The organism is Mesorhizobium sp. WSM4310 (assembly GCF_007003935.1).
In the GTDB taxonomy this organism is placed as follows: Bacteria; Pseudomonadota; Alphaproteobacteria; order Rhizobiales; family Rhizobiaceae; genus Mesorhizobium.
Genome location: NZ_VFTA01000062.1, coordinates 1 through 21,541, shown reverse-complemented (window position 1 = coordinate 21,541; position 21,541 = coordinate 1). Strand labels below are relative to the sequence as shown.

Annotated in this window: 25 protein-coding genes, 3 tRNA genes and 2 pseudogenes; 12 read left to right on the top strand and 18 right to left on the bottom strand. The window is 62.0% G+C overall.

All coding sequences use genetic code 11. The features are described from left to right. Positions 1-77, bottom strand: a pseudogene (locus FJV80_RS33315) (elongation factor Tu); the annotation flags it as partial. A gap of 294 nt (positions 78-371) precedes the next feature. On the opposite strand from FJV80_RS33315, the gene FJV80_RS33310 reads away from it, so the two are divergent. Beyond that, positions 372-1,259: a DMT family transporter gene (locus FJV80_RS33310; protein WP_142878411.1), complete on the top strand. Its 888-nt coding sequence runs from the start codon at positions 372-374 to the stop codon at positions 1,257-1,259. A gap of 192 nt (positions 1,260-1,451) precedes the next feature. On the opposite strand, the gene FJV80_RS33305 is transcribed toward FJV80_RS33310, so the two are convergent. Then, a complete protein-coding gene (locus FJV80_RS33305; protein ID WP_064982869.1) occupies positions 1,452-1,709 on the bottom strand; it encodes a GlsB/YeaQ/YmgE family stress response membrane protein in 258 nt (85 codons plus the stop codon). A gap of 128 nt (positions 1,710-1,837) precedes the next feature. Between FJV80_RS33305 and FJV80_RS33300 the strand changes: the two genes are divergently transcribed. Further along, complete coding sequence (locus FJV80_RS33300) at positions 1,838-2,287, top strand: YidB family protein (RefSeq protein ID WP_142878410.1); 450 nt, start codon at positions 1,838-1,840, stop codon at positions 2,285-2,287. A gap of 104 nt (positions 2,288-2,391) precedes the next feature. On the opposite strand, the gene FJV80_RS33295 is transcribed toward FJV80_RS33300, so the two are convergent. The 3 genes from FJV80_RS33295 to FJV80_RS33285 form a co-directional block, all read right to left on the bottom strand. Next, positions 2,392-2,904 carry a hypothetical protein gene (locus FJV80_RS33295; RefSeq protein WP_142878409.1) on the bottom strand — a complete coding sequence of 171 codons (513 nt, stop codon included), beginning with the start codon at positions 2,902-2,904 and terminating at the stop codon, positions 2,392-2,394. A 74-nt stretch (positions 2,905-2,978) separates the two neighbouring features. After that, positions 2,979-3,052 (bottom strand) — tRNA-Gly (locus tag FJV80_RS33290). 90 nt (positions 3,053-3,142) lie between these two features. Beyond that, positions 3,143-3,227, bottom strand: a tRNA-Tyr gene (locus FJV80_RS33285). 202 nt (positions 3,228-3,429) lie between these two features. Between FJV80_RS33285 and FJV80_RS33280 the strand changes: the two genes are divergently transcribed. Together FJV80_RS33280 and FJV80_RS33275 are read left to right on the top strand one after the other, a co-directional pair. Then, complete coding sequence (locus tag FJV80_RS33280; protein ID WP_095788246.1) at positions 3,430-4,278, top strand: RNA methyltransferase; 849 nt, start codon at positions 3,430-3,432, stop codon at positions 4,276-4,278. Between the two features lie 13 nt (positions 4,279-4,291). Beyond that, on the top strand, positions 4,292-4,705 hold the full coding sequence (locus tag FJV80_RS33275) for a hypothetical protein (RefSeq protein ID WP_095788245.1): 414 nt from the start codon (positions 4,292-4,294) through the stop codon (positions 4,703-4,705). Positions 4,706-4,872: 167 nt separating this feature from the next. On the opposite strand, the gene FJV80_RS33270 is transcribed toward FJV80_RS33275, so the two are convergent. Genes FJV80_RS33270 through gcl form a run of 3 tightly spaced genes read right to left on the bottom strand, consistent with a single transcriptional unit; the run spans position 4,873 to position 8,491 of the window. After that, on the bottom strand, positions 4,873-5,853 hold the full coding sequence (locus FJV80_RS33270) for a 2-hydroxy-3-oxopropionate reductase (protein WP_348644008.1): 981 nt from the start codon (positions 5,851-5,853) through the stop codon (positions 4,873-4,875). 42 nt (positions 5,854-5,895) lie between these two features. Next, positions 5,896-6,693, bottom strand: a complete 798-nt coding sequence (gene otnI / locus FJV80_RS33265; protein ID WP_142878407.1) for a 2-oxo-tetronate isomerase — start codon at positions 6,691-6,693, stop codon at positions 5,896-5,898. A gap of 16 nt (positions 6,694-6,709) precedes the next feature. Further along, positions 6,710-8,491, bottom strand: coding sequence for a glyoxylate carboligase (gene gcl / locus FJV80_RS33260; protein WP_142878406.1), 1,782 nt, complete (start codon positions 8,489-8,491; stop codon positions 6,710-6,712). A 213-nt stretch (positions 8,492-8,704) separates the two neighbouring features. Between gcl and bhcR the strand changes: the two genes are divergently transcribed. Further along, positions 8,705-9,526, top strand: a complete 822-nt coding sequence (bhcR, locus tag FJV80_RS33255; protein WP_095770238.1) for an HTH-type transcriptional regulator BhcR — start codon at positions 8,705-8,707, stop codon at positions 9,524-9,526. Positions 9,527-9,663: 137 nt separating this feature from the next. Then, positions 9,664-10,080: a hypothetical protein gene (locus FJV80_RS33250; protein WP_095788241.1), complete on the top strand. Its 417-nt coding sequence runs from the start codon at positions 9,664-9,666 to the stop codon at positions 10,078-10,080. Positions 10,081-10,159: 79 nt separating this feature from the next. Here FJV80_RS33250 and FJV80_RS33245 read toward each other — a convergent pair whose 3' ends face one another. The 3 genes from FJV80_RS33245 to FJV80_RS33235 all read right to left on the bottom strand — a co-directional run bounded on the left by FJV80_RS33245 (position 10,160) and on the right by FJV80_RS33235 (position 11,214). After that, positions 10,160-10,465: a BA14K family protein gene (locus FJV80_RS33245; protein ID WP_095770856.1), complete on the bottom strand. Its 306-nt coding sequence runs from the start codon at positions 10,463-10,465 to the stop codon at positions 10,160-10,162. 189 nt (positions 10,466-10,654) lie between these two features. Beyond that, positions 10,655-10,855, bottom strand: a complete 201-nt coding sequence (locus FJV80_RS33240) for a hypothetical protein (RefSeq protein WP_142878405.1) — start codon at positions 10,853-10,855, stop codon at positions 10,655-10,657. A gap of 191 nt (positions 10,856-11,046) precedes the next feature. Continuing rightward, positions 11,047-11,214, bottom strand: coding sequence for a hypothetical protein (locus FJV80_RS33235; RefSeq protein WP_095770241.1), 168 nt, complete (start codon positions 11,212-11,214; stop codon positions 11,047-11,049). Between the two features lie 162 nt (positions 11,215-11,376). Here FJV80_RS33235 and FJV80_RS33230 point away from each other — a divergent pair. After that, a tRNA-Thr gene (locus tag FJV80_RS33230) sits at positions 11,377-11,452 on the top strand. A gap of 173 nt (positions 11,453-11,625) precedes the next feature. Here the strand turns inward: FJV80_RS33230 and FJV80_RS33225 are convergent. Then, on the bottom strand, positions 11,626-12,552 hold the full coding sequence (locus FJV80_RS33225) for a LysR family transcriptional regulator (protein ID WP_142878404.1): 927 nt from the start codon (positions 12,550-12,552) through the stop codon (positions 11,626-11,628). Positions 12,553-12,665: 113 nt separating this feature from the next. Here FJV80_RS33225 and FJV80_RS33220 point away from each other — a divergent pair, with 113 nt between their 5' ends. Next, positions 12,666-13,361, top strand: coding sequence for an NADPH-dependent F420 reductase (locus tag FJV80_RS33220; RefSeq protein WP_142878403.1), 696 nt, complete (start codon positions 12,666-12,668; stop codon positions 13,359-13,361). 65 nt (positions 13,362-13,426) lie between these two features. Here FJV80_RS33220 and FJV80_RS33215 read toward each other — a convergent pair whose 3' ends face one another. The 4 genes from FJV80_RS33215 to FJV80_RS33200 form a co-directional block, all read right to left on the bottom strand. Next, a complete protein-coding gene (locus FJV80_RS33215) occupies positions 13,427-13,810 on the bottom strand; it encodes a hypothetical protein (protein ID WP_142878402.1) in 384 nt (127 codons plus the stop codon). A gap of 123 nt (positions 13,811-13,933) precedes the next feature. Beyond that, the gene (locus FJV80_RS33210; protein WP_142878401.1) at positions 13,934-14,563 is read right to left on the bottom strand and encodes an SDR family oxidoreductase; all 630 of its coding nucleotides are present in this window, start codon (positions 14,561-14,563) and stop codon (positions 13,934-13,936) included. Position 14,564: 1 nt separating this feature from the next. Next, on the bottom strand, positions 14,565-15,515 hold the full coding sequence (locus FJV80_RS33205) for an alpha/beta hydrolase (RefSeq protein ID WP_095788236.1): 951 nt from the start codon (positions 15,513-15,515) through the stop codon (positions 14,565-14,567). Between the two features lie 34 nt (positions 15,516-15,549). After that, a complete protein-coding gene (locus FJV80_RS33200; RefSeq protein WP_095788235.1) occupies positions 15,550-16,428 on the bottom strand; it encodes an NmrA/HSCARG family protein in 879 nt (292 codons plus the stop codon). 103 nt (positions 16,429-16,531) lie between these two features. Between FJV80_RS33200 and FJV80_RS33195 the strand changes: the two genes are divergently transcribed. Continuing rightward, entirely contained in the window at positions 16,532-17,428 is an 897-nt protein-coding gene (locus FJV80_RS33195) for a LysR family transcriptional regulator (protein ID WP_095770248.1), read from the top strand. A gap of 262 nt (positions 17,429-17,690) precedes the next feature. On the opposite strand, the gene FJV80_RS33190 is transcribed toward FJV80_RS33195, so the two are convergent. Beyond that, the gene (locus FJV80_RS33190) at positions 17,691-18,254 is read right to left on the bottom strand and encodes a DUF2569 family protein (RefSeq protein WP_142878400.1); all 564 of its coding nucleotides are present in this window, start codon (positions 18,252-18,254) and stop codon (positions 17,691-17,693) included. 111 nt (positions 18,255-18,365) lie between these two features. Then, the gene (locus FJV80_RS33185; RefSeq protein WP_142878399.1) at positions 18,366-18,980 is read right to left on the bottom strand and encodes a TetR/AcrR family transcriptional regulator; all 615 of its coding nucleotides are present in this window, start codon (positions 18,978-18,980) and stop codon (positions 18,366-18,368) included. Between the two features lie 91 nt (positions 18,981-19,071). Here FJV80_RS33185 and FJV80_RS33180 point away from each other — a divergent pair, with 91 nt between their 5' ends. The 3 genes and pseudogenes from FJV80_RS33180 to FJV80_RS33170 all read left to right on the top strand — a co-directional run. Beyond that, positions 19,072-20,163 (top strand): spermidine/putrescine ABC transporter substrate-binding protein, encoded by a 1,092-nt coding sequence (locus tag FJV80_RS33180; protein WP_142878398.1) that lies wholly within the window; start codon positions 19,072-19,074, stop codon positions 20,161-20,163. 13 nt (positions 20,164-20,176) lie between these two features. Then, positions 20,177-21,064 carry an ABC transporter permease gene (locus FJV80_RS33175; protein ID WP_142878397.1) on the top strand — a complete coding sequence of 296 codons (888 nt, stop codon included), beginning with the start codon at positions 20,177-20,179 and terminating at the stop codon, positions 21,062-21,064. A gap of 1 nt (position 21,065) precedes the next feature. Next, a pseudogene (locus FJV80_RS33170) lies at positions 21,066-21,541 on the top strand (ABC transporter permease); the annotation flags it as partial.

Below are 21,541 nucleotides of genomic sequence, written 5' to 3'. Positions count from 1 at the left end.
GTCTTGCCATGGTCAACGTGACCAATCGTGCCGATGTTCACATGAGGCTTAGTGCGCTCGAATTTACCTTTTGCCATAGTCTCTTTCCTTGGACGGCCTTGACCTTCAGTTCAGTCGAATGCGGGGCGATTAGCGACAAAGGCCAAAAAACACAAGCGTCTTTTGGCCGGGTGCCGTCTCACTCAGTCCGAACCTGGGATCCGATTGCGGGGATATGACGCCGATATAGGAAGGCGATGCGGGAAATGGAATGGGTGACATGCCGATCGATCGAGGCCTGCATGCCATGTTCTTGCCGGCCAATTCCTGTCTCGATCACGGCCAGTTGATGGCCCATTGCGGCGCCCTCCGAGGTCTGATCTCCTGACCCCATGCAATTCATCCCTGCCTCAATCCGCGGCCCGCTGTTCATGATCATCTCGACCGGGTCGTACCTGGTCAACGATACGATGATGAAACTCGCGACCGCGGGGTTGCCGTCCTATGAGGTGCTGTTCCTGCGTGGTGCCGCCGCGACGCTCTGGGGCTTCCCGCTGTTGTTCGTGCTGGGCTACGGCAAACAGATCCCGTTGATCTTCGACGGCCATGTGCTGCGCAGGAACCTGCTCGAGCTGGCGGCGATCCTTTGCTACGTCGTGGCGCTCGCCAACATGCAGATCGCGGATTCCACGGCGCTGGGACAAATCACGCCGCTCTTGATGCTGGTCGGCTCGTCGATCCTGTTTGGCGAGCGCATCGGCGGCCAGCGCATGGCGCTGATCGGGCTCGGCTTCATCGGCGCGCTGATGGTGGCGCAGCCGACCATGCAAGGCATTTCGGTCTATGCGCTGCTCGCGCTCGGCAACGCCGCGCTGGCGGCCGCGCGCGATCTTGCCGGCAGGCATGTGCCGACGGAGGTGCCGGGAATGATCGTGGCGATTTCCGCTGTGGTGGTGGTGCTGATCGGTGCCGGCGCGGCGCATCTGGCGTCCGAGCGCTGGGTGATGCCCGAAGCTCGCCATTTGCTGCTGCTGGCCGGGGCCGGTTTTTTCCTGATCTTCGGCCATTTCTTCATCTTCATGGCCTATCGCGTCGGGCCGACCAGCGCGGTGGCGCCGTTCTATTACTGCTTCACCGTCTGGGCCGTCATTTCGGGCCTGCTGGTGTTCGGCCAGTTCCCCAACGCGCTGGCGGTCTGCGGCATCCTGCTGGTGGTGGCCAGCGGCCTGACCATCGTCTCGCTGGACCAGCGCAAGCGCCGGCTGACTGTCGTCGCCTAGCATCGGCAGCCGAGCGCCTGTCCGACGCCGAGCACAAGGCCGCTATTCGCAAGTCGCTGATCGGCTGGGCGGTGTTCATCGCCGGAACGCTGATCTTCTTCGCCGCGGCCGATGCAGTGTTGATGCCATAGGCAAGCCGACGCTGGTCTTGCCTCGGCAGAAATTCCAAACTTCAGATCATCCAGCTGGCGCTTAGAGCGTCCGCCGTCCGCTGAACTGGTGATAGGCCCAGAGCACAACCACCGCGCCAACCACCGCGACGATCAGGCTGGAGATGTTGAGACCGGTGACACCCACGCCGAAGAGCTGGCTGCAGATCACGCCGCCGACAATGGCGCCGACAATGCCGAGCACGACATCCATGATCAGGCCTTGGCCGGTCTTGTTGACGATCTTGCTGCCGAGGAAGCCGGCGATGGCGCCGAGAATGATCCAGCTGATGATACCCATTTTTCCTCTCCATCCCCTGCCATCGCGACATTTTCATATGATTGTCAAAAGCTCAAGCCAGCTTGAAATTCCGCCCGGATGCGCCATTGTTGAGATGGGCCGGGCTTGGTCGAGATGGAGGATCCACTATGGGACTTTTTGACAACGCCGTTCCCGGCGGCAACATCACCAAACCGCTGATGATCGCGCTCGGCGCGTTGCTGGTCGGAAAAATGCTGAGCGGCAGAAGTACCGAACAGCCGGATCAGCCTCAAACGCCAGTGCCGGCCGACCCCGCCGCCAGTGACGGCGGTCTGCTCGGCGGCCTGGGCGGCCTGCTCGACAAGCTCAAGAACGCTGGCCACGGCAATGTCGCCGACTCCTGGGTCGGCACCGGGCAGAACCAGTCAATCAACGCCAACGATCTCGGCTCGGCACTTGGGCCGCAGGTGATCCGCGAGATCGCGCAGCGCACCGGAATGGATGAGGGCGAACTGCTCAAGCAACTGTCGACGGCCCTGCCCGGCATCGTCGACAAGCTGACGCCGAACGGCCAGGTGCCGCAACAGCACCAGGTGGCTTCCGCGTTCAACAGCTGACGCGGCAAACACCGATGCCCTGAAGCGCTGCGCGGGTGGTCGCGCAGTGTGCAGGTTTGACAACGGATGGGATGAAACCAGGCTGGTAGCGAGAATCGGCGCCGCTAAGCTTTGAACCCCTCAATGTCGATCTCTTCGATGACATTCTGCGGATCCGCACGTAAAGCTTTGATAACTGCCGACCATATCCGGTGGGCCAATTCGTACCATCCACGCGTAGCCTCGAAGTCCAGTGGCTCGAGCCTGGCGTAGCCCAAGCCGTCTGGCGATACACCGAAGTGCCGACAAGCGTCATAGATATCGATGAACTTGTCGAATTCGTCTGTGCTGATGACCGTCAGGCTGTGCTGCGCGACAAAACGCTTCCAGATGGCCCTTGGACTTGCGATCCTCCCAACTGGCGGCGCCGGATCATTCTGCCCAAGCAGTTGAGAAACGCTCAGACCCAAAGTAGCGACGATGAAAACGCATCGCTCAACCAGATCTTTAGTAGCTTCCTTGTCTTGTAGATAATTTGCGGAGAGTTCGTTCCAATGGTGCTGCGCTTGTTTCAGCGCATACAGCTGGAGGTTGGTACTGGAAGTGCCGTCCGTGTTTAGGGAATAGTATGGTCTCATCGCTCCCCCCAAACGGCCGATGAACTAAAGCATTGCCTCGAGGGCCGTGATCATGGCCGTGTCAGGCGGTTATCTGGAGCGGGTAGCGGGAATCGAACCCGCATATTCAGCTTGGAAGGCTGCTGCTCTACCACTGAGCTATACCCGCGCCTTGCACTGAAGTATCGGATTCACCCGAAAAGCGCCATGCACTTTTCGGCCCGATGCTTTTCTCGTTTCAGGGCTTCCGGGCCGGCAGTGGTGGAGAGGGTTGGATTCGAACCAACGTAGGCTAAGCCAACGGATTTACAGTCCGTCCCCTTTAACCACTCGGGCACCTCTCCAGTCTGCCGCCGGAGCCATGCAACGAGGCATTCTTGCCGATCCCGGAGCCCGAGTTGGATATCTTCTCCGAAATCAGCGAAGCGCCTTATGGCGGCAAGGCCAGTGGGTGTCAACCGCGCAGGAAGGGTTTTTCGATGTTGTTCGCCGGCTGCGGCGACGGGCCATATCCTTGGCCGGTGGAGACAGCTATAGAAGCCGGCCATGAGCAACAAGACCAATACCCCCAAAGACACCCATTACGCCAAGCTGCGCCGCGCGCACCGCGACGAGAAGAGCGGCGGCGCGCCGGCATTCCGGCCGCGCCAGCCCGTGCCGCCCGGCGAAAACGCCGCCGATGGCCTGGTGCGACTTTATGGCCTGCACACGGTGCGCGCCGCGCTCGACAATCCGCGGCGCCGGATCAGAAAAATGCTGGTGACCCGCAACGCGGCCGAGCGCCTGGAGATAGAAGATCTCGCCGTCCTGCCCTTCAAGGCGGAGTTGGTCGAGCCCAGGGACATCGACAAGATCACCGGGTCGGACGCCGTGCACCAGGGTGTGCTGATCGAGGCGGAGCCGCTGAAGCCGAAGCGCCTCGACGCGCTCGGCGACACGAGACTGGTGCTGGTGCTCGACCAGGTCACCGATCCGCACAATGTCGGCGCCATCCTGCGCTCGGCGGTCGCCTTCGGCGCCGGCGCGCTGATCACCACCGCGCGCCACAGCCCGCAGGAATCCGGCGTGTTGGCAAAATCCGCCTCCGGCGCGCTGGAACACATCGACCAGATCGAGGTGAAGAACCTGGCCGACGCGCTCGGGCAACTGCACGAAGCCGGCTTCCAGACCATCGGGCTTGATTCCGACGGGCCGGCGGAACTCGAGACGAGCTTTGCCGGCGACAGGATCGCGCTGGTGCTCGGCGCCGAAGGCAAGGGCCTGCGCCAGAAGACGCGCGAGACGGTGACGACGCTGGCGCGGCTCGACATGCCCGGCGCCATCCGCTCGCTCAACGTGTCGAATGCAGCGGCGATCAGCCTTTATGCCGCGCGAAAATTCCTTTCGGCGGACTGAACGAGCTACAAGTATGTTCGAAGCATTCTCAGATGCGGATGAATGGCTCGCGCTTTACGCGAGCACAGTCGGCACGTTGAGAACACTCACTCCATCGGAGTTCTACGACGAGACGAACAACCGCTATCATACCGCGAGAGATGACATAATGCGGCTGGTTCACGGCCTTGAAAATCCCGCCGACTTTCGAGAATTCCTCGACGTTAACGCCGGTCGGAAGACTTGGCTGCCGGACAGCTCCGAAGCCTTGACTGCCATGGACGGTACTGAAATTCACTATCGGGTTGTCAGCAACCTAGCGGATGAAAGGTGGGTTGACGGGGCTCTCAACGAAGCTTTCGAGAACGGCACGCTTATTCCAGCCCTTGAACGGATCGCTGCCGAGATCGGCAAGTTCAAATTGAACAGCAGTCAGCAAACTCCCTGACCACTCTCGCCATTCGTGGCTCGGTCAATCTTAGCGCCATACGGGCTTTCTAAACCACGGCTGAGCGCACAAAGGTAAGAAACGGGTTCCGGCGACAGACGCAGGAACCCGTTCTCTGACAGGACAAGAGGTGGCGACTTGGGAACGTTGCGCCGCCCTTTCCCGACCTATGCCGCTTTGCCTTTCACTTCGGTCACTTCGCCACCGACCTCGAAATTGGCCATCCGCTCCAGCGCCCTGACCAGCGCCGAGTGATCCTCCTTCGCGCCGCCATTGGCGGCGCAGGAGTTGAACAGCTGCTGGGTGGTCGAGGTGTTGGGCAGCGCCACGCCGAGCGCCTTGGCGCCCTCCAGTGCCAGGTTGAGATCCTTCTGGTGCAATTCGATGCGAAAGCCCGGCGCGAAGGTGCGTTTGACCATGCGCTCGCCATGCACTTCGAGGATGCGCGAGGCCGCTAAACCGCCCATCAAAGCCTGCCTGACCTTGGCGGGATCAGCGCCGGCTTTCGAAGCAAAAACAAGCGCTTCGGCGACGGCTTCAATGGTCAGTGCGACGACGATCTGATTTGCCACTTTGGTGGTCTGGCCGACGCCGTTAGGGCCGACCAGCGTGATGTTCTTGCCCATCTTCTCGAAGACGGGTTTTGCGCGCTCGAAGGGCTTTTCCTCGCCGCCGACCATGATGGTGAGCGACGCTGCCTTGGCGCCGACCTCGCCGCCCGAAACCGGCGCGTCGAGATAGTCGCAGCCGAGTTCGTTGATCTTGCCGGCGAAAACCTTGGTCTCGATCGGCGAGATCGAGCTCATGTCGATGACCAGCTTGCCTTTGGTCAGGCCGGACGCAACGCCATTTTCGCCGAACAGCACGTCGGCGACCTGCGGGGTATCAGGCACCATGGTGATGACGATCTCTGCCGCCTTGGCGACGGCGGCGTGGCCGGAGACTGTTTTCAGGCCCTTGGCGACGAGATCAGCCGGCGGCTTCGAGCGATGGTCGCTGGCGATGACCTTGTAGCCAGCATCGAGCAGATTCCCCGCCATCGGCGCGCCCATGATGCCGAGGCCGATGAAGCCTATGGTTTCCATTGTGGTTCTCCGTCTTTTGCGGGGCCGCGTTCCTTCGCGCCCCCCCTCTGGCCTGCCGGCCATCTCCCCCACGAGGGGGGAGATTGGCAGCGTCAGCGCCGGCTCTTAAGCCGCCGCGCTGCCCTGCCCGGCCAGGTCCCGGAACCAGCCAAGCCCTGCCTCGGTGCCGGCTTTCGGCTTGTATTCGGCACCGATCCAGCCGGAATAGCCGATGCGGTCGATGTGGTCGTAGAGGAAGGGATAGTTGATCTCGCCCGTTCCCGGCTCGTGACGGCCGGGATTGTCCGCAAGCTGGATATGCGCGATGCGGCCGAGGTTGGCCTCGATTTTACGGGCGAGATCCCCCTCCATGATCTGCATGTGATAAATGTCGTATTGCAGGAACAGGTTTTTCGAGCCGACGCGGTCGATCAGCGCCAGCGCCTGGTCGGAGTAATTGAGGAAGAAGCCTGGGATGTCGCGGGTGTTGATCGGCTCGATCAGCAGCCGGATGCCGGCCTGTTCCAGCTTCTCCGCCGCGAAGGCGAGGTTTTCGGCGAAAACATCCTCGAGCACCTTGCGGTCGACGCCGGCGGGCGCGATGCCGGCCAGGCAATTGACCTGCGCGCAGCCGAGCGCCTGTGCGTAGGTGATCGCCTTGGCGATACCCTGGCGGAATTCCGGCACGCGGTCCGGCAGCACGGCGATGCCGCGCTCGCCCTTGCCCCAGTCGCCGGCCGGCAGGTTGAACAGCACCTGTGTCAGGCCATTCTTCTTCAGCCTAGCGGCCACCACCTCCGGCGCATGGTCATAAGGACCAATATATTCGACGCCCTTGAAGCCGGCGCGGGCGGCGGCGTCAAAACGGTCGAGGAAATCGTGCTCGCCAAAGAGCATCGACAGATTGGCGGAAAAACGCGGCATTCTTTTTGTCCTCTTATCAGTCGAGCATCACGATCGCGGTCGGCGCGTCTTCCTGATGTTCGGCAAGTTCCTCGAATTCGGTGATCTTGTCGATCTCGGTGCCCATCGAGATGTTGGTGACGCGCTCCAGGATAAATTCGAGCACGACCGGAACCCGGTGCTCCTTCATCATCCGTTGCGCTTGCCTAAAGGCGCTCGCGAATTCCTCGGGCTTGCGCACCCTCACCGCCTTGCAGCCCATCGCTTCGGCGACGGCGACATGGTCGACGCCATAGCCGGCCTCGGGATCGCCCGATCGGTTGATGTTCTCGAAGGCGAGGCTGACCTCATAATCCATCGAGAAGCCACGTTGCGCCTGGCGGATCAGGCCGAGATAGGCGTTGTTCACGACGACATGGATGTAGGGCAGCTTGTGCTGCGCGCCGACCGCCAGTTCCTCGATCATGAACTGGAAATCATAGTCGCCCGACAGCGCCACGATGGTGCGGTCGGGATCGGCGGCGCGCACGCCAAGGGCTGCCGGCAGTGTCCAGCCGAGCGGCCCGGCCTGACCGCAATTGATCCAGTTGCGCGGCTTGTAGACGTGCAGGAACTGCGCGCCGGCGATCTGCGACAGGCCGATCGTGGTGACATAGGTGACGTCGCGGCCGAACGCCTTGTTCATCTCCTCGTAGACGCGCTGCGGCTTCAGCGGCACTTGGTCGAAATGCGTCTTGCGCTTCATCGTCTTCTTGCGAGCCTGGCATTCCTTGGCCCAGCCCGACCAGTCACGCAGCTTGCCCGCCGTCTTCCACTCGGTGGCGACGTCGAGCAGCGTCTTCAGCGCCGCACCCGCATCCGATACGACGCCGAGATCCGGCGCGAAGACACGGCCGATCTGCGTGGGCTCGATGTCGACATGGATGAATTTCTTGCCCCTGGTGTAGACGTCCACAGAACCGGTGTGACGGTTGGCCCAGCGATTGCCGATGCCGAAGACGAAATCGGCTTCCAGCATCGTCGCATTGCCGTAGCGATGCGACGTCTGCAGCCCGCACATGCCGGCCATCAGACGGTGGTCGTCGGGGATCGCGCCCCAGCCCATCAGCGTCGGGATGACCGGCACACCTGATATTTCCGCGAATTCGATCAGCAGGTCGGATGCGTCGGCATTGATGATGCCGCCGCCGGCGACGATCAGCGGCTTTTCCGCCGCATTGAGCATTGCCAGCGCCTTTTCGGCCTGGGCGCGCGTCATGGCCGGCTTGAACGGCGTCAGCGGCTCATAGGCATCGATGTCGAACTCGATCTCGGCCAGTTGCACGTCGACGGGCAGGTCGATCAGCACCGGACCGGGCCGCGACGAGCGCATGAGATGAAACGCCTTCTGCAGCGCCATCGGCACAAGATAGGGCTCCATGACGGTGACCGCCCATTTGGCGACCGGTGCGGCGATGGCGGCGATGTCGACGGCCTGGAAATCCTCCTTGTTGAGCCGCGCACGCGGCGCCTGGCCGGTGATGCACAGGATCGGGATGGAATCGGCGGCGGCCGAATAAAGACCGGTGATCATGTCGGTGCCGGCCGGCCCGGAGGTGCCGATGCAGAGCCCGATATTGCCAGCCTTGGCGCGGGTGAAGCCTTCCGCCATGTGGGAGGCGCCCTCGACGTGGCGGGCAAGGACATGGCGAATGCTGCCCCTCGCCTTCAGTGCCGAATAGAGAGGATTGATCGCCGCGCCCGGCACGCCGAAGGCGCAGGAGATACCTTCCTTTTCGAGAACGAGAACCGCCGCATCGACAGCGCGCATCCTGGCCATTTTCCGGCCCTCCACTTGGGTTGTCATTGTTGGATGACCGAGAATGTCAGCAAGCCGGTTATTTTTCAATTTTTTCAGAATATTTTTTCATTTCTAGAAAACGGCGACTATTTGCTGATTTTATTGGGTTTTCCGTTTTCCAGGAATTTGCGGCCTCACAGCAGTGAAAAACTTTTTCATTGTATGTTTGGAGAAATCGGCGAAACTGGTGCGATGGAAACCATCGAAAAACGCCAGCGCGGCCGGCCGCGCGCTTTCAACGGACCTGCCGAAACCAGTTCCGTGCAGTCGCTGGACCGGGCCTTGCGCATACTGGCTATTGTTGCCGAGGGCAGCGGCCTGTCGCTGAGCGAGATATCGGCACAAAGCGGCCTTGCCGCCTCCACCGCCTACCGCATGCTGACGACACTCGAAAACCACGGCATGGTCGAGTTCGACACATCAGACCAGTTGTGGTCGATCGGCGTCGAGACCTACCGCATGGGCGCCGCCTTCCTGCGCCGCCGCAAGCTGGTCGACCGCGCCCGCATCGTCATGCAGGAGCTGATGGAAAGAACCGGCGAGACCGCCAATCTCGGCGTCGCCGAGGATGATTGCGTGGTGTTCGTCAGCCAGGTCGAGACGCACCAGGCGATCCGCGCCTTCTTCCGCCCGGGCACGCGCAGCCCCTTTCACGCCTCCGGCATCGGCAAAGCGGTGCTGGCGCATCTCGAGCCGGAGCGCGTCGGCACCATTCTGCGCAAGGCCGGCCTGCAGCGCTTCACCGACAAGACGCTGTCCGAGATCCCTGCCCTCGCCCACGATCTGGCCGTCATCAAGCAGCGCGGATGGTCGGTCGACGACGAAGAGCGGCACCCCGGCATGCGCTGCGTGGCGGCCGCCATCTTCAACGAATTCGGCGAGCCGATCGGCGGCGTTTCCGTATCGGGGCCGACCGTGCGGGTGACGCCGGAGCGGCTGGCCGAGATCGGGCCGATGGTGCGCAGTGCCGCGGCCGAGGTGACCCGGATGATCGGCGGCGCGCAAGCCGGCTGATCAGCCTGCCCCGGGCAGCGCGCTCCTGGTCGCAATATCGAAGAAATCGAGCCGTATGGCCGTGCCGACACCGCAAGCGCCGGCGGGGCATGGACCCTGTCTTGCCGTGGCGTTCGAATGCATGCGAAAGGGCGCGGATGAGGAAAACCGTTCAGCTTCTGCTTGTCGCTTCGCTTTGCGGATGCGTTGCGACGACACCTCGACCCGATGCAGGCGACCAGCGCGTCGATCCCATTCCGTTCTCGCTCGCGCTCGAGGAGGTCGTCATCACCGGCATTCGACAGCGCTTGCCGGATCCTGCTTCCGTCAGGCTCGGAAGGACGCTTGCCGGCGAGCGGACAGTGAACGGCCGCAAGGAGATCGTGGTCTGCGGCTTCGTCAGCGGCAAGACTGCGGCCGGCGGCGCTGGCGGCGACCAAGCCTTCATCGCCAGGATCTACCCGGATTCGGCAAGCAGCCTCGAGCTTGTCGCCATGGGCGGCGCTTCGGAAACAAGGCGCCTCGTCGACAGCACCTGCAGCGCGGCCGGATTGCCGATTTCTGATTCCGCCTGAACACGCAACTGTAAGTATTTATGAGAGAAAGAAAAAGGGCCTCGCGCGAGCCCCTTTCTCTGTTGACGATCCTCCTCTCTCAGAGCCGGCAGTAGTGGCTGTAGCCGTCGTAGCCGATGTAGGTGTCGGAGTCCGGATCGTAGCTCGAGTAGCGATCGAGGCAGCGACGCACATGCCAGGAACCGCCGTCTTCGTCGACATAGACGGTGCGCGGGGGCTGCTGGGCAAGCAGGCTGCCAAGGACGAACCCGCCCACGCCGGCGGCGATGCCGATTCCGAGGTCGTGGTGATGCGAATGAGCCGCCGAAGGCTGAACGGTGCCGACCAGCGTGGTGGCTGCGACGGTGGTGGCGATGACGCCGGAAACGAGTGTGCGCTTGAACATGATGATCTCCTTGCTTCGTTGACCGAGGCGATCCATCCGCCTCTTGATCATCTGTCGCTGCCGCACAGGAAAAGGTTCGAGGCTTTTTTGACTTTTTTTGCGCAGATGCTGCCGGGTCCCGGCCCTTGGGCCCACGGAACATGCAAAAGGGCGGCCGAGGCCGCCCTTCGAACGCAACGGGCCTTGGTATCAAAGGATGATAACCACCCTGCCATGGTGATGATGCCGGTGATGGTGGTGGTACCACCAGTAGTCGCCATAATCGTCGTCGTAGTAGTAATGATGGTGATGATGCATGCCGTGAGCCGACGACGTCTGAACGGTGGCGGCCAGTGCGCCTGTGGCAAGAAAAACGGCTACGACAGCTGAAGTGAGCATGCGCTTGAACATGATGATCTCCTGGATCCTTGACCGAGGCGACCATTCGCCTCTGGAGATCAGTCGGCGCGGCCTGTCAAAAGGTTCGAAAGATCGAGGAGATTCTTCGGCGAGGCGGAAGGAAGAGTGAGTAGTGAGTAGCGAGGGCAGGATCACGGGGATCCCGGCCCCACTACCCACTACTCACTAGTCGCTCCGCACGCTCATCCCATGCCGGTTATGTGGCGAAGCCAGAAGGCGAGCGCGATGAATCCGATGATCGTGGTCACGCCGGTCCAGTCGACATTGGCTTTCCTGACGTCGCTGATGAGCTTGACCAGCAGCATCCAGGCGATGACGACGAGGGGGAGAATGATGACAAGCCTGATCATGCGACACTCCAGTCCGAAGCGATTGCACCTTCCTCATATGTAGGAAGCGTGCTCCTGGATTTCAGCATGGGCCGGCCCGGCGGCGGCGTCATCCACCGCCGGGGTAACCGAAAACGGAGTTTTGTCTTTACTGGCGCACGAAATATGCTACCGGAGCGCCGTGCCCTTGTAGCTCAGCTGGTAGAGCAGCGGTTTTGTAAACCGAAGGTCGGCGGTTCGATCCCGTCCGGGGGCACCAGTTCTCAAGCCGTAAGCCGTTCTTTTGCCTGCGCAATTTAGCACCCTTTGGAATCCCGCCTTCTGCCACTGACCGGGCTACCGAGCGTTTGTGTAAGATTTTGTGTAACGGAGACCGGCCTTTTCGTACGAATCTTCGGCACCGATATCTGGCCGCAGAATATCCAAACTGGGTCATTCTCCCTGTTGGCGTCTGCGGCCGTCCTGACCATTCCGGCCCAGCTGGTCCACCACCATTTCGATGAAGGTCTTCAGCTTCGGCGTTTGTCGCCGATCAGGGTGAAACAGCAGATGAATGGGACGCGGAGGCGTTTCGTAGTTCGGCAACACTCTGACGAGCTGCCCGGTCGCGAGGTGCGTGCGCACCGCCTCTTCTCCGATCAACGCCAAGCCGAAACCTGCGAGCGCCGCCTCCAGCAACGAAGCGGGGTTGTTGACCTTGAGACGGCCGTGGACCAGGGCCTTTGAGATGAGACCGTCCCGTACAAAGAGCCAATCGCTGAACGTTGGTTCGGGCCAGTTGCCGAAGAGCAGGCATTCATGATTGACCAGATCCGATACGATCGAGGGCATCCCTCGTTCTTTTAGGTATGCAGGCGACCCGCAGGCAATCGTCTGAAAGGGTGCGAGCTCTATCGCCCCTAGGTTAGACTCCCCGAGAGGACCGATCCGGAACACCGCCTCAAACCCGTCGTCGATAAGGTCGACAAAGCGGTCGTTGAGAACCAGGTCGACATCGACACTGGGGTGGCTGCTCAAATATCGTGCGACCACAGGTGTCACGCAGTGAGCTCCGAATGAAACCGGCGCATTGACGCGCAAGAGCCCTCGCGGTTTACCCCTGGCCTCATCAGCAATTGCATCCGCCCAGTCGACCTCGGCCAGCGCCACTTTGCACCGATCGTAGTAGGACTTGCCGATCACCGTCAGGCTTTGCTTTCGGGTTGTGCGGTTGAGCAGGCGTGCGCCTAAACGTGCCTCCAGATAGGTGACGTGCTTGGCCACCATCTGCGGTGAGATGCCGAGCGCCGATGCCGTCGCTGCAAAGGAGCCGCTTTCTGCCGCCTTTACGAATGCGGCCATGCTGGCGAGACGATCCATTCCACACTCCTGGTTGGGAGAGCCGGTTTCATGGCGCCATTTATCGATCTAATGCAAGGGGTCATATAGCTTCACAAGCAATCTCATCCCCCACACCTTCGAAAGGCATAAACATGAAAATCGGCATTGTTGGCGCTGGCAATATCGGCAGCGCACTCACCCATCTCTTCCAGGCCGCAGGGCACGAGGTCACGATCTCCAATTCGCGCGGACCAGGGTCTCTGGCGGGCCTGTCGGCGGAAACCGGCGCTCGGGCCGCTGCGATCGAAGAGGCTGTCCGCGGCCAGGACGTCGTGGTCGTCGCCGTTCCTACAATCAAAATCCCTAGTCTGCCCCGCGAACTGTTCGCGTCCACGCCAGCCGACGTCGTCGTCATCGACACGACCAACTACTATCCACGACAGCGCGACGGTCATCTGGACGGAATTGAGGACGCTAACACCGAAAGCGAATGGGTCGAGCGGCACCTTGGGCGTCCGGTGGTCAAAGCGTTCAACACGATAGAAGCGACCCATCTCCTACCGGGCGCCAAGCCGGCGGGCTCCGCGGACCGCATCGCGCTGGCGGTGGCGGGTGATGACGCTCGGGCCAAGTCCAAAGCCATGGCGCTGATCGATGGGATCGGCTTCGACGCAGTGGACGCCGGCACTATCGCGGAATCCTGGCGTCAGCAGCCGGGCTCGCCGGGCTATCTCAAGGACTATGACGTCAAGGGCGTCCGTAGCGCGCTCGCCAAGGCGAACCCTAAACGTCAGCCCGAGTGGCGCGCCACGCCCAACAGCCCCGGCACCTACGACTTGCCGGCGTAAACGCCTTGGTCCGGCACCATCTGCCCCGCTCACAGGCCATCAAGGATTAGCCGATGCGCTGCCCGTCAACCCATTGGGAGCTGACGGGCGGCGGCATCTGCGGTGTCCTCGGGTCTCGTGTTGAAGGCTATCGCGGCGTTCGGCGCCGCCTTGCGGATGATGTTCACCACGGTTTCGAACAACAGTAGGCTCTTAGGCGGCAGCCTGAGACCGCCTCCAATCACCACGCAATCATACGCACCATCGCCCAGAGCTCTCTTGAGGTCAGCAAATCCGGCGGCATCGGGCGTGATCATGCAGGTATCGCCCTGCCACCCCCGTTCCTCAATCTTCGCCACGCCCAAAGCGATCCCGGCGTTGATCTTTTCGGCATTAAAGCCGGGCGGCAATGACGGGTCCGAGAAGTCAACTGTTTCAGGTTTCTGGCCGACAAATAGTATTCGCGTCATTGGAATTCTCCATAGAGTTTCGGGGTTCGGAAAGTGGGGATATCGTTCGGGGGCAAGGCTTGCCGCCTCAATGCGCCGACCGTCAAGGATATCCATCCAGTCAGGGGCACGCCCTTGTGACCTTCACCAAGTGATCAGGGGCGATCTGCGCAGCCACGTATCCGCAGTGAGTTGCTGAACAACGAAATCCGCGACATCGGCTCGGGCGATCGTCCCGCCATGTACGCCTGACAGATCGGTCAACGCCCTGATGCGACCGCGCGAAGGCTTGTCGTTGAGCACCATCGGCCGGACGATGGTCCAGTCGAGCGTGCTGCCCCTGATCGCATCTTCCTGCCGATCCTTGTCTTCATAGACCTTCCGCAGCATGAGGGGCAGGAACACCCGGTCGAAGAAGAAACCGCCATGGCCGCGGCTGTCGCCGGCGCCGAGGCCAGTGATGCACACCAGCCGACGGATGTTCTGCTGCTCCATAGCGCCGACCAGCGCGCGCGTCGCCGTTGAGAGCAAGGTCACCTCCCGGAACGGGCTCATGGCGGTGCCCAATGAACTGACGACGGCGTCACAACCAGCGATGGCGCGAGTTAGCGCGGCGGTATCGCGGGCGTCGCCTTCGACGAGCTCGGCGCCGGTGAGGTCCTTGGCCTTTGCCTTGGAACGAACGAGGGCTACGACGTTGTGTCCCTCCGCGATGGCCTTAGCGACGATCAGCCGGCCGGTTGCGCCAGTGGCGCCCAATACCAGAATTTTCATTTCAAGCCTCCGAAGCTGTGCTGTTGGACGGGGAAGTATCGACGAGCCGCTGGCGGAGGAAGTCAACGATGGCGTCCACCGAGCGCTCGGCCGCGAGAAAGTGGCCGAGGGAAGACTGGAAGACATGTGGCATGCCCTGCCAGACCGACAGCGTGACCTCCACCCCTGCCGCCCTCGCCCGGTCGGCGTAGCGCACGGAATCCGCGAGCAGCAATTCGTCATCTCCGACATCGATCCGGATCGGCGGCAGGCCGTTCAGCCGAGCATAGAGCGGTGATGCCTTCGGGTTCTTCGCATCCTGGCCCTGAAGATACATGTCCGCGAAGCCCTGGAGCACGCCGCCCGTGAAGATCGGGTCCGCCTCCGCCCTGGTCTCGAGGCTGTCACCGGTGAGCGCAAGGTCAGTCCAGGGCGACATCACCGCTGCCCCGACTGGTTGCACCGTGCCGTTCGTTTTGTCGGCAGCGAGGACCGACAGCAGCGACAGCGTCAAACCGCCGCCGGCAGAGTCACCTACAACCACGATCCGTTCGGCGCCGTCCGCAACGAGCCCGCGATAGACGGCGACCGCATCGTCGATGGCTGCCGGGAATGGGTATTCGGGTGCGAGCCGATAGTCAGGGACAAAGGTATCGGCGCCGACACGTGATGCGATCTGACCCGCGAAGTTGGTGAGCGCCTCGGCTGAGCCGAGCACATAGCCACCACCATGAAGATAGAGGATGTGCGCGCCCGATCGTGCACTCACCGGCCGAAGCCAGAAGCCGGCAATGCCTCCGACCGTCGCAGCCTCGACCTGGACATCCGCCGCAGCGGGTGTTGCGGCAAACATGGCGTCGAACATCGGTCGCGCCTCGGGACCGAGTTTCTCACCCTTATGGGCCGAGGCCGCCTGTCGCATCGCGGCTACCGCAGGAGCATCTTCAGGCGAGAGGGGATGGATCGTCATCATGGCAGGTCTCCTTGGTTGGGGGTAAAGTGCGGGCTCAGCCCTTCGCCCACTGGGAGGCGGCATCCCTGGCAAAAGCGGCATAGGAGCGGGGGGCGTGGCCGAGCAGTTTGGTCAAGCGCTCGATGTCGTCAGAGGTCGCCACCGCGCCTTCCGTCTGATACCGGCTGAACATCAGGCGCAGGTCGAGCGCATGCCAGGCCGGCAGCATGGTCTTCGTACGCTGCTCCATGACGACGAGATCGTCGCCGCCATGGCGGATCGCGCGGCCGAGGGCTTCGCTCCAGATGGTGGCGATGCCGTCGCCGGTCAGACTGTCCGGACCAACCAGGGCGTAGGTCTCGCGGCCGAGCGGCGTGGCGGACTGTTCACGGCGGACCAACTCGATCGCTGCGGCCTCGCCGATGTCGCGGATATCGACCATCGAGACGCCTTTCTTGCCGATCGGCGAGCCATAAATGCCGGTCTTCAGCAGTCCGTCCTTCTGGCGAAGATCGTTCTGGATGAAGTAGGCGGGACGCAGGATCGTCGCGGGCAGGTCGAGCGCATCGATCATGTGTTCGACCGTGTACTTGCCCGCAAAATGCGGCACATCGGCATAGCCGTCGCCGCCGAAGACCGAGAGATAGACGATGCCTTTGACGCCGGCCTCGCGGGCGACCGTCAGGGTGAGCATGGCCTGGGTCAATTCATCGGCGACGTTCGGGGCGAGCAGGAACAGTGTGCTGACACCTTGCAGTGCCGCGCGCACCGAATCCGGATCAGCGAGGTCACCGCGGACCGCGGTCACGCCCGAGGGCAGTTGCGCTGTTTCAGGTGAGCGCGTCAGCGCGCGGACCTCGACGTTTCGCCCCTGTAGGTGGGCCAGGACTTGGGACCCGATGGTCCCGGTGCTTCCGGTTACCAAAATAGCCATTGTGAAAACTCCTGTTTGTGCGTGTCGAGGGAAAGATAAACGTTCCAATCTTGAGTGGGAGGTGGCATGATCGGAACAGGTCGTCTCAATATTGGAACATGGCATGGATCTAGAAGCCTTGGCCGATTTCAATCTCGTTGCCGCCCACGGCGGTTTCGGCCGGGCCGGTCGCATCTCCGGCCGATCCAAGGCGACATTGTCGCGCCATGTGAGCGAACTCGAACATAGCCTCGGCGTGAGGCTGATCGAGCGTGGGTCCCAGAGCCTGCGACTGACGGACGAAGGGCGAGCGCTTTACGAGCGCACGGACGGATTGATGGCGGAAATCGCGGAGGCGGGAGAGGCGATTGTCTTGGGTGCGTCGACCCCGAGAGGCAGGCTGCGGATAAGCGCTCCCGTGGTTTTCGCACATGTGGCGCTTCCCATGATCGGCACTCGTTTCGCTCTCGCCTATCCGGAGGTCAAGCTTGAGATTGTTGCCGAGGATCGCAAGGTCGATCCGGTCGAGGATGGCTACGACCTTGTAATCCGGATCGATCCTTCACCGGATGAACGGCTCATCGGTCGCCGTTTTCTCAATGACGAGCGGCTGATTGTTGCCTTGCCGGACATGCCGCGCCCTCAGCCGGTGCCGGGCGGCAGACCGAGTCCGGTAAAGGCCGTTTTGCTGAGCGCAACGTCGCTGAACGTGGTTTGGCGCATCAAATCCGATTTTGAGGACGAAATCCTTTTGAAGCCCGAGCCAATCCTGCGCTTCTCGTCTCTGCTGATGGTGCGCGATGCCGTTCTGGCTGGTGCGGGCGCGGCATTGCTTCCGAAGCTTCTTGTCGTAGGCGATATCGAGGCGGGCCGCCTTGTTTGTTGGGGAACTGATGCCGGTCCGCCTGTCGAGATCTGGGCGCTCCAAAGTTCGCGACGGCTTATCGGTGCGAAGGTTCGCGCTTTCCTGGATGTGATGGAGAGGGCATTTCCCACCAAAACTTTCGTTCCTGCAACCTGAACAAGAACCTGTCCCGCCGGCCAGGCGCCTCCCCGTTTTAGGATGAAGACGGTTTCCCGGCACGGCCATACTGGCGTGGTGTACAGTCCATAACCTCTTAAAGGCTGTGCTGAACGCGCTTTTGGTTTGTAAACCGAAGGTCGGCGGTTCGATCCCGTCCGGGGGCACCAGCAGCGCAACGCTTATGTCGGCTATAGTCGCTTCGACAGGCGGCCCCACCAAGCCTTGTTGAACGCGCTCTCGCAGCATTGCGCGCCTTCTACTAAGCGTTCGCGACCTGGGCGGATGCCCTGACCCTGGTGAACGTGTTGCGTACCCTGACGGATCTGTAGACGTAAGCGACCCAGAGTCCGGCCATGGCAAACGAGGCTATAGACGTCGCAATCGCGTTTCCGGTGACCACTTGCCCGACCCGAACCCTGAAAACCGTGGAAACCAAGGCTGCGTCCAGGATGAAGACCACCGGGATTGCAAGCCATTGGGCGAGGAACAACTGCTTGAACCAAGGGCTCCGCCTCAGCATGGCAACGACCACCACCAGTTGCAGCACCAGAAACGCCAGCAGCAGGGCACTCTCGCCATAGACCACCATGGGTCCGTTCGGCACCAGCATGAGCTGGTTGTAGCCATCGCTCGAGGACCCTATTGCGGCAAGCGTGCGCAATGGCGACAAGGATTGACCGATCGCGAGAAGCATTAGCCATCCTCCGAACCCGACGGGATCCGCCGGATTCTGCGAGGGCTTGATGGCGGATCGAACCGCAAAGAAGACGGGGACGCCGATCAGCAACAGAAGGATTGCCCAATGCCAGATGGAAAACTGCATTCACTCCTCCCCTAAAAATGCACCCAGGGGTTGTATCGATTTCGGATTCGACTCAAGAGGGTTGAGCCGCGACTTGGTCCCAAAATCGATTCTGCTGCCTGTTCCTGACAATCACACCCCGATCGCCGCCACCAGAATCCGGTTTTGCCGGCGTACCGCCGCGCGCAGTTCCGCGATCTTCGCCTCGTCGCGCTTCACGAATTCGATGAACATCATGTTCATGTTATTGAAGATCAGTTCGCCGAGTGCCGCGCCGTCTATGTCCCGGCGCACCAGGCCGATCTCCTGCAGCCGGGCGATCAGCGCGCGGATCTGTTCGGTGAGCGAGCGGTCAAGCGCGGTATAGGCCTGGCCGAACGGGCTGTCGGGCAATTGCGTCGAGATCGCCATGGCCTGCCGCCACATCTCCTTGCTGAGATAGTGCAGCGAATGCTCGATATAGATGCCGATCAGCGTGTCCAGCGCATCGCCGACATTGGCCGGGGGCCTGGCGACGACACCGCGCCCGGCATTGAGCACCTCGTTGACCTCCAGCGAGACGATGGCGCCCAGGATGTCGCCCTTGTTCTCATAGTAATTGTAGATCGTGCCGATCGACACTTCCGCCTGCGCGGCGATCGCCTCGATCTTGGCGCCCTCGTAGCCGGCCTCGCGGAAAAGCGCCGCCGCCGCCTCGATGATGCGCCTGTGCCGGTCCGCCTTTTGCCTTGCCCGCAATCCGCTCATAGCTGCCTCTTGCCACAAAAACAGAATTGACTCAATTTTAGAATTGGTTCAATTTTTTGCAAGAAGCCACAAAGGCAAGGGAGAACACTCGATGTCCGTCAAATCCGCATCCGGGAATCCGCTTTCCATCCTGAAGCGCCATCTGCACGCCGCCTGTGCCGCCACGGCCCTGCTGCTTGGCGCGGGCACCCTCGCCGAGGCCGCCGATCTCAACGCCCTGATCTGGTGCGACCATTCCGATCCGGCCCTGCTGCAGCCCTTCGAAGAGGCCAACAACGTCAAGGTCAACGTCAAGGAGTTTGAAGGCACCGGCGCCGGCCTCGCCATCGTCGAGCAGTCGCAGCCCGGCGACTGGGACGTGATGGTGATCGACTCGATCGACGTGCCGCGCGGCGTCGAAAAGGGCCTGTTCGAGCCACTGCCCGAGGACAAGCTGCCCTTCGCCGACCTCTTCGCGCAAGTGAAAATGGACGGCTCCACCGTGGTCGGCGGCAAGCGCTACGGCATCACCGAAAAGTTCGGCTACAACACGATCGGCTTCAACAAGACCAAGGTCGATCCGGCCGACATGCAGTCCATGGCATCGCTGACCAGCGACAAATACAAGGGCAAGGTCGCCATCTACGACTATTACCTGCCGGTCATCGGCATGGCGGCACTCGCCATCGGCAAGAAGACGGCCGAGCTGACCGAAGCCGACCTGCCCGCCCTCAAGGACGAGCTTCTCAAGATGAAGGCCAACGCCAAGCTGGTCGGCGAAGTGACCGCCAGCCAGACGGCGCTTGCCACGGGCGAGGTCGACATATTGGTCGGCGGCGGCGAATGGGTGACGGCGGGGCTGGCCAAGGAGAACCCGGCGCTTGACTTCTCCATCCCCAAGGAGGGTGCGGTGCTGTGGTCGCAGTCTCTGGCCATGTTCAAGGATTCCAAGAACAAGGACATGGCGCTCAAATTCATCCAGTACATTATGAGCCCGGAAGGCCAGGCGCGCCTTGCGACCTCGTCCTGCTATTGGGGCATGCCCGCCAACGCCAAGGCGGCGCTGACCGACGATCAGAAGAAGGTGCTGCGTTTCGACGAGCAGCCGGGCTTCCTCGCCCGCGCCCAGGCCTATCCGGCGCCGAACGCCGATCTCGACAAGAAGATGCAGGACATGTGGACCGAAATGCTGCAGGCGAAGTGATCGGTTGCCGCTCGTGAGTTCAAGCGGGAACAGCGGACGTGCCCTGCCCCGGGCGGGCCGTGTCCTGCCCCGGGCAGGCCGCGCCTTGCCCTGGGCGCTGGTGACACCGGCGCTCGGCTGGACGCTGTTGTTCTTCGTGCTGCCCTTCATCGCCATGGGGTTTTCGAGCCTCACGGCGCATGAAGGCGGCGGTTTCACGCTTTCCAACTACAGCCAGTTCTTCACCAACCCCTCCTATTGGCAGGCAATGGTGAACTCGCTGGAGGTGACGGCAATCGTCACCGTGGTTTCGGTGCTGCTCGCCTATCCCTTCGCCTGGATCCTCGCCGAACAGGTGCCGGAACGCTGGCAACGGCTGGCGCTGATGCTGGCCGTGCTGCCGTTCTGGACGTCCTATGTCGTGCGTTCCTATTCCTGGCTGCTGGTGCTGGCGCAGAACGGCGTCATCAACCGCGCGCTCACCGGTTCCGGCCTCATCACCGAGCCGCTGCAGCTCGCCAACACGCGGCTGGCCACCGTCACCGGCTTCGTGCACTTCTTCGTCATGCTGCTGACGCTGACCATTTTCGCCAATCTCAAGCAGCTCAGCCCGAGCTACCGCAAGGCCGCCGCCGATCTCGGCGCTGGGCCGGTGCGCACCTTCATGCATGTCATCCTGCCGCTGACCTTGCCGGGCATCATGGTCGGCGCCTTCCTCACCTTCGTGCTGTGCATTGGCGATTACATCACGCCGCAGATCTTGGGCGGCAACAACGAGCTTTTGATGCCGCAGCTGGTGATGATGCAGATCGGCCGGCGCGGCGACTTTCCGCTGGCCTCGGCGCTGTCGATCATCCTGATGGCGGTGGTCACCATCGCCTATCTCGCCTGCGCGCGCTGGCTGAAGATCGAGCGGGCCTGAAATGCGCCAGCTGGTTCGCGTCGCTTCGTGGGTCTACGCGCTTGCCGTCTACGGCTTCATCTTCCTGCCGGTGGTGGTGCTGGTGCTGTTCTCGCTGCAGGCGACGTCCTTCCCCATTCCGCCCTTCACCGGCCCGTCGCTGCGCTGGTACGAGGCCGTGCTCTCCGATGTCCGGCTGACCTCGGCGCTGGTCAATTCGCTGCTGGTGGCGTCGATCTCCTCGGCCACCGCCGTTACGCTCGGCTTCCTCTGCGCCTGGGGGTTCGCGCGCTTCGTGCTGCCGGGCTCCGGCCTGCTGCGCGGGCTGATCACACTGCCGCTGACCGTCAGCTATCTCATCATCGGCATGGGGCTTTTGGTGCTGTTCAACTGGGCCGGCGTACCGAAATCGCTGCTTGCCGCCGGCATCGGCCATGTCGTGATCAACCTGCCGCTGTGCTTTGCCATCATCTACAGCCAGATGGGCGACCACCAGAT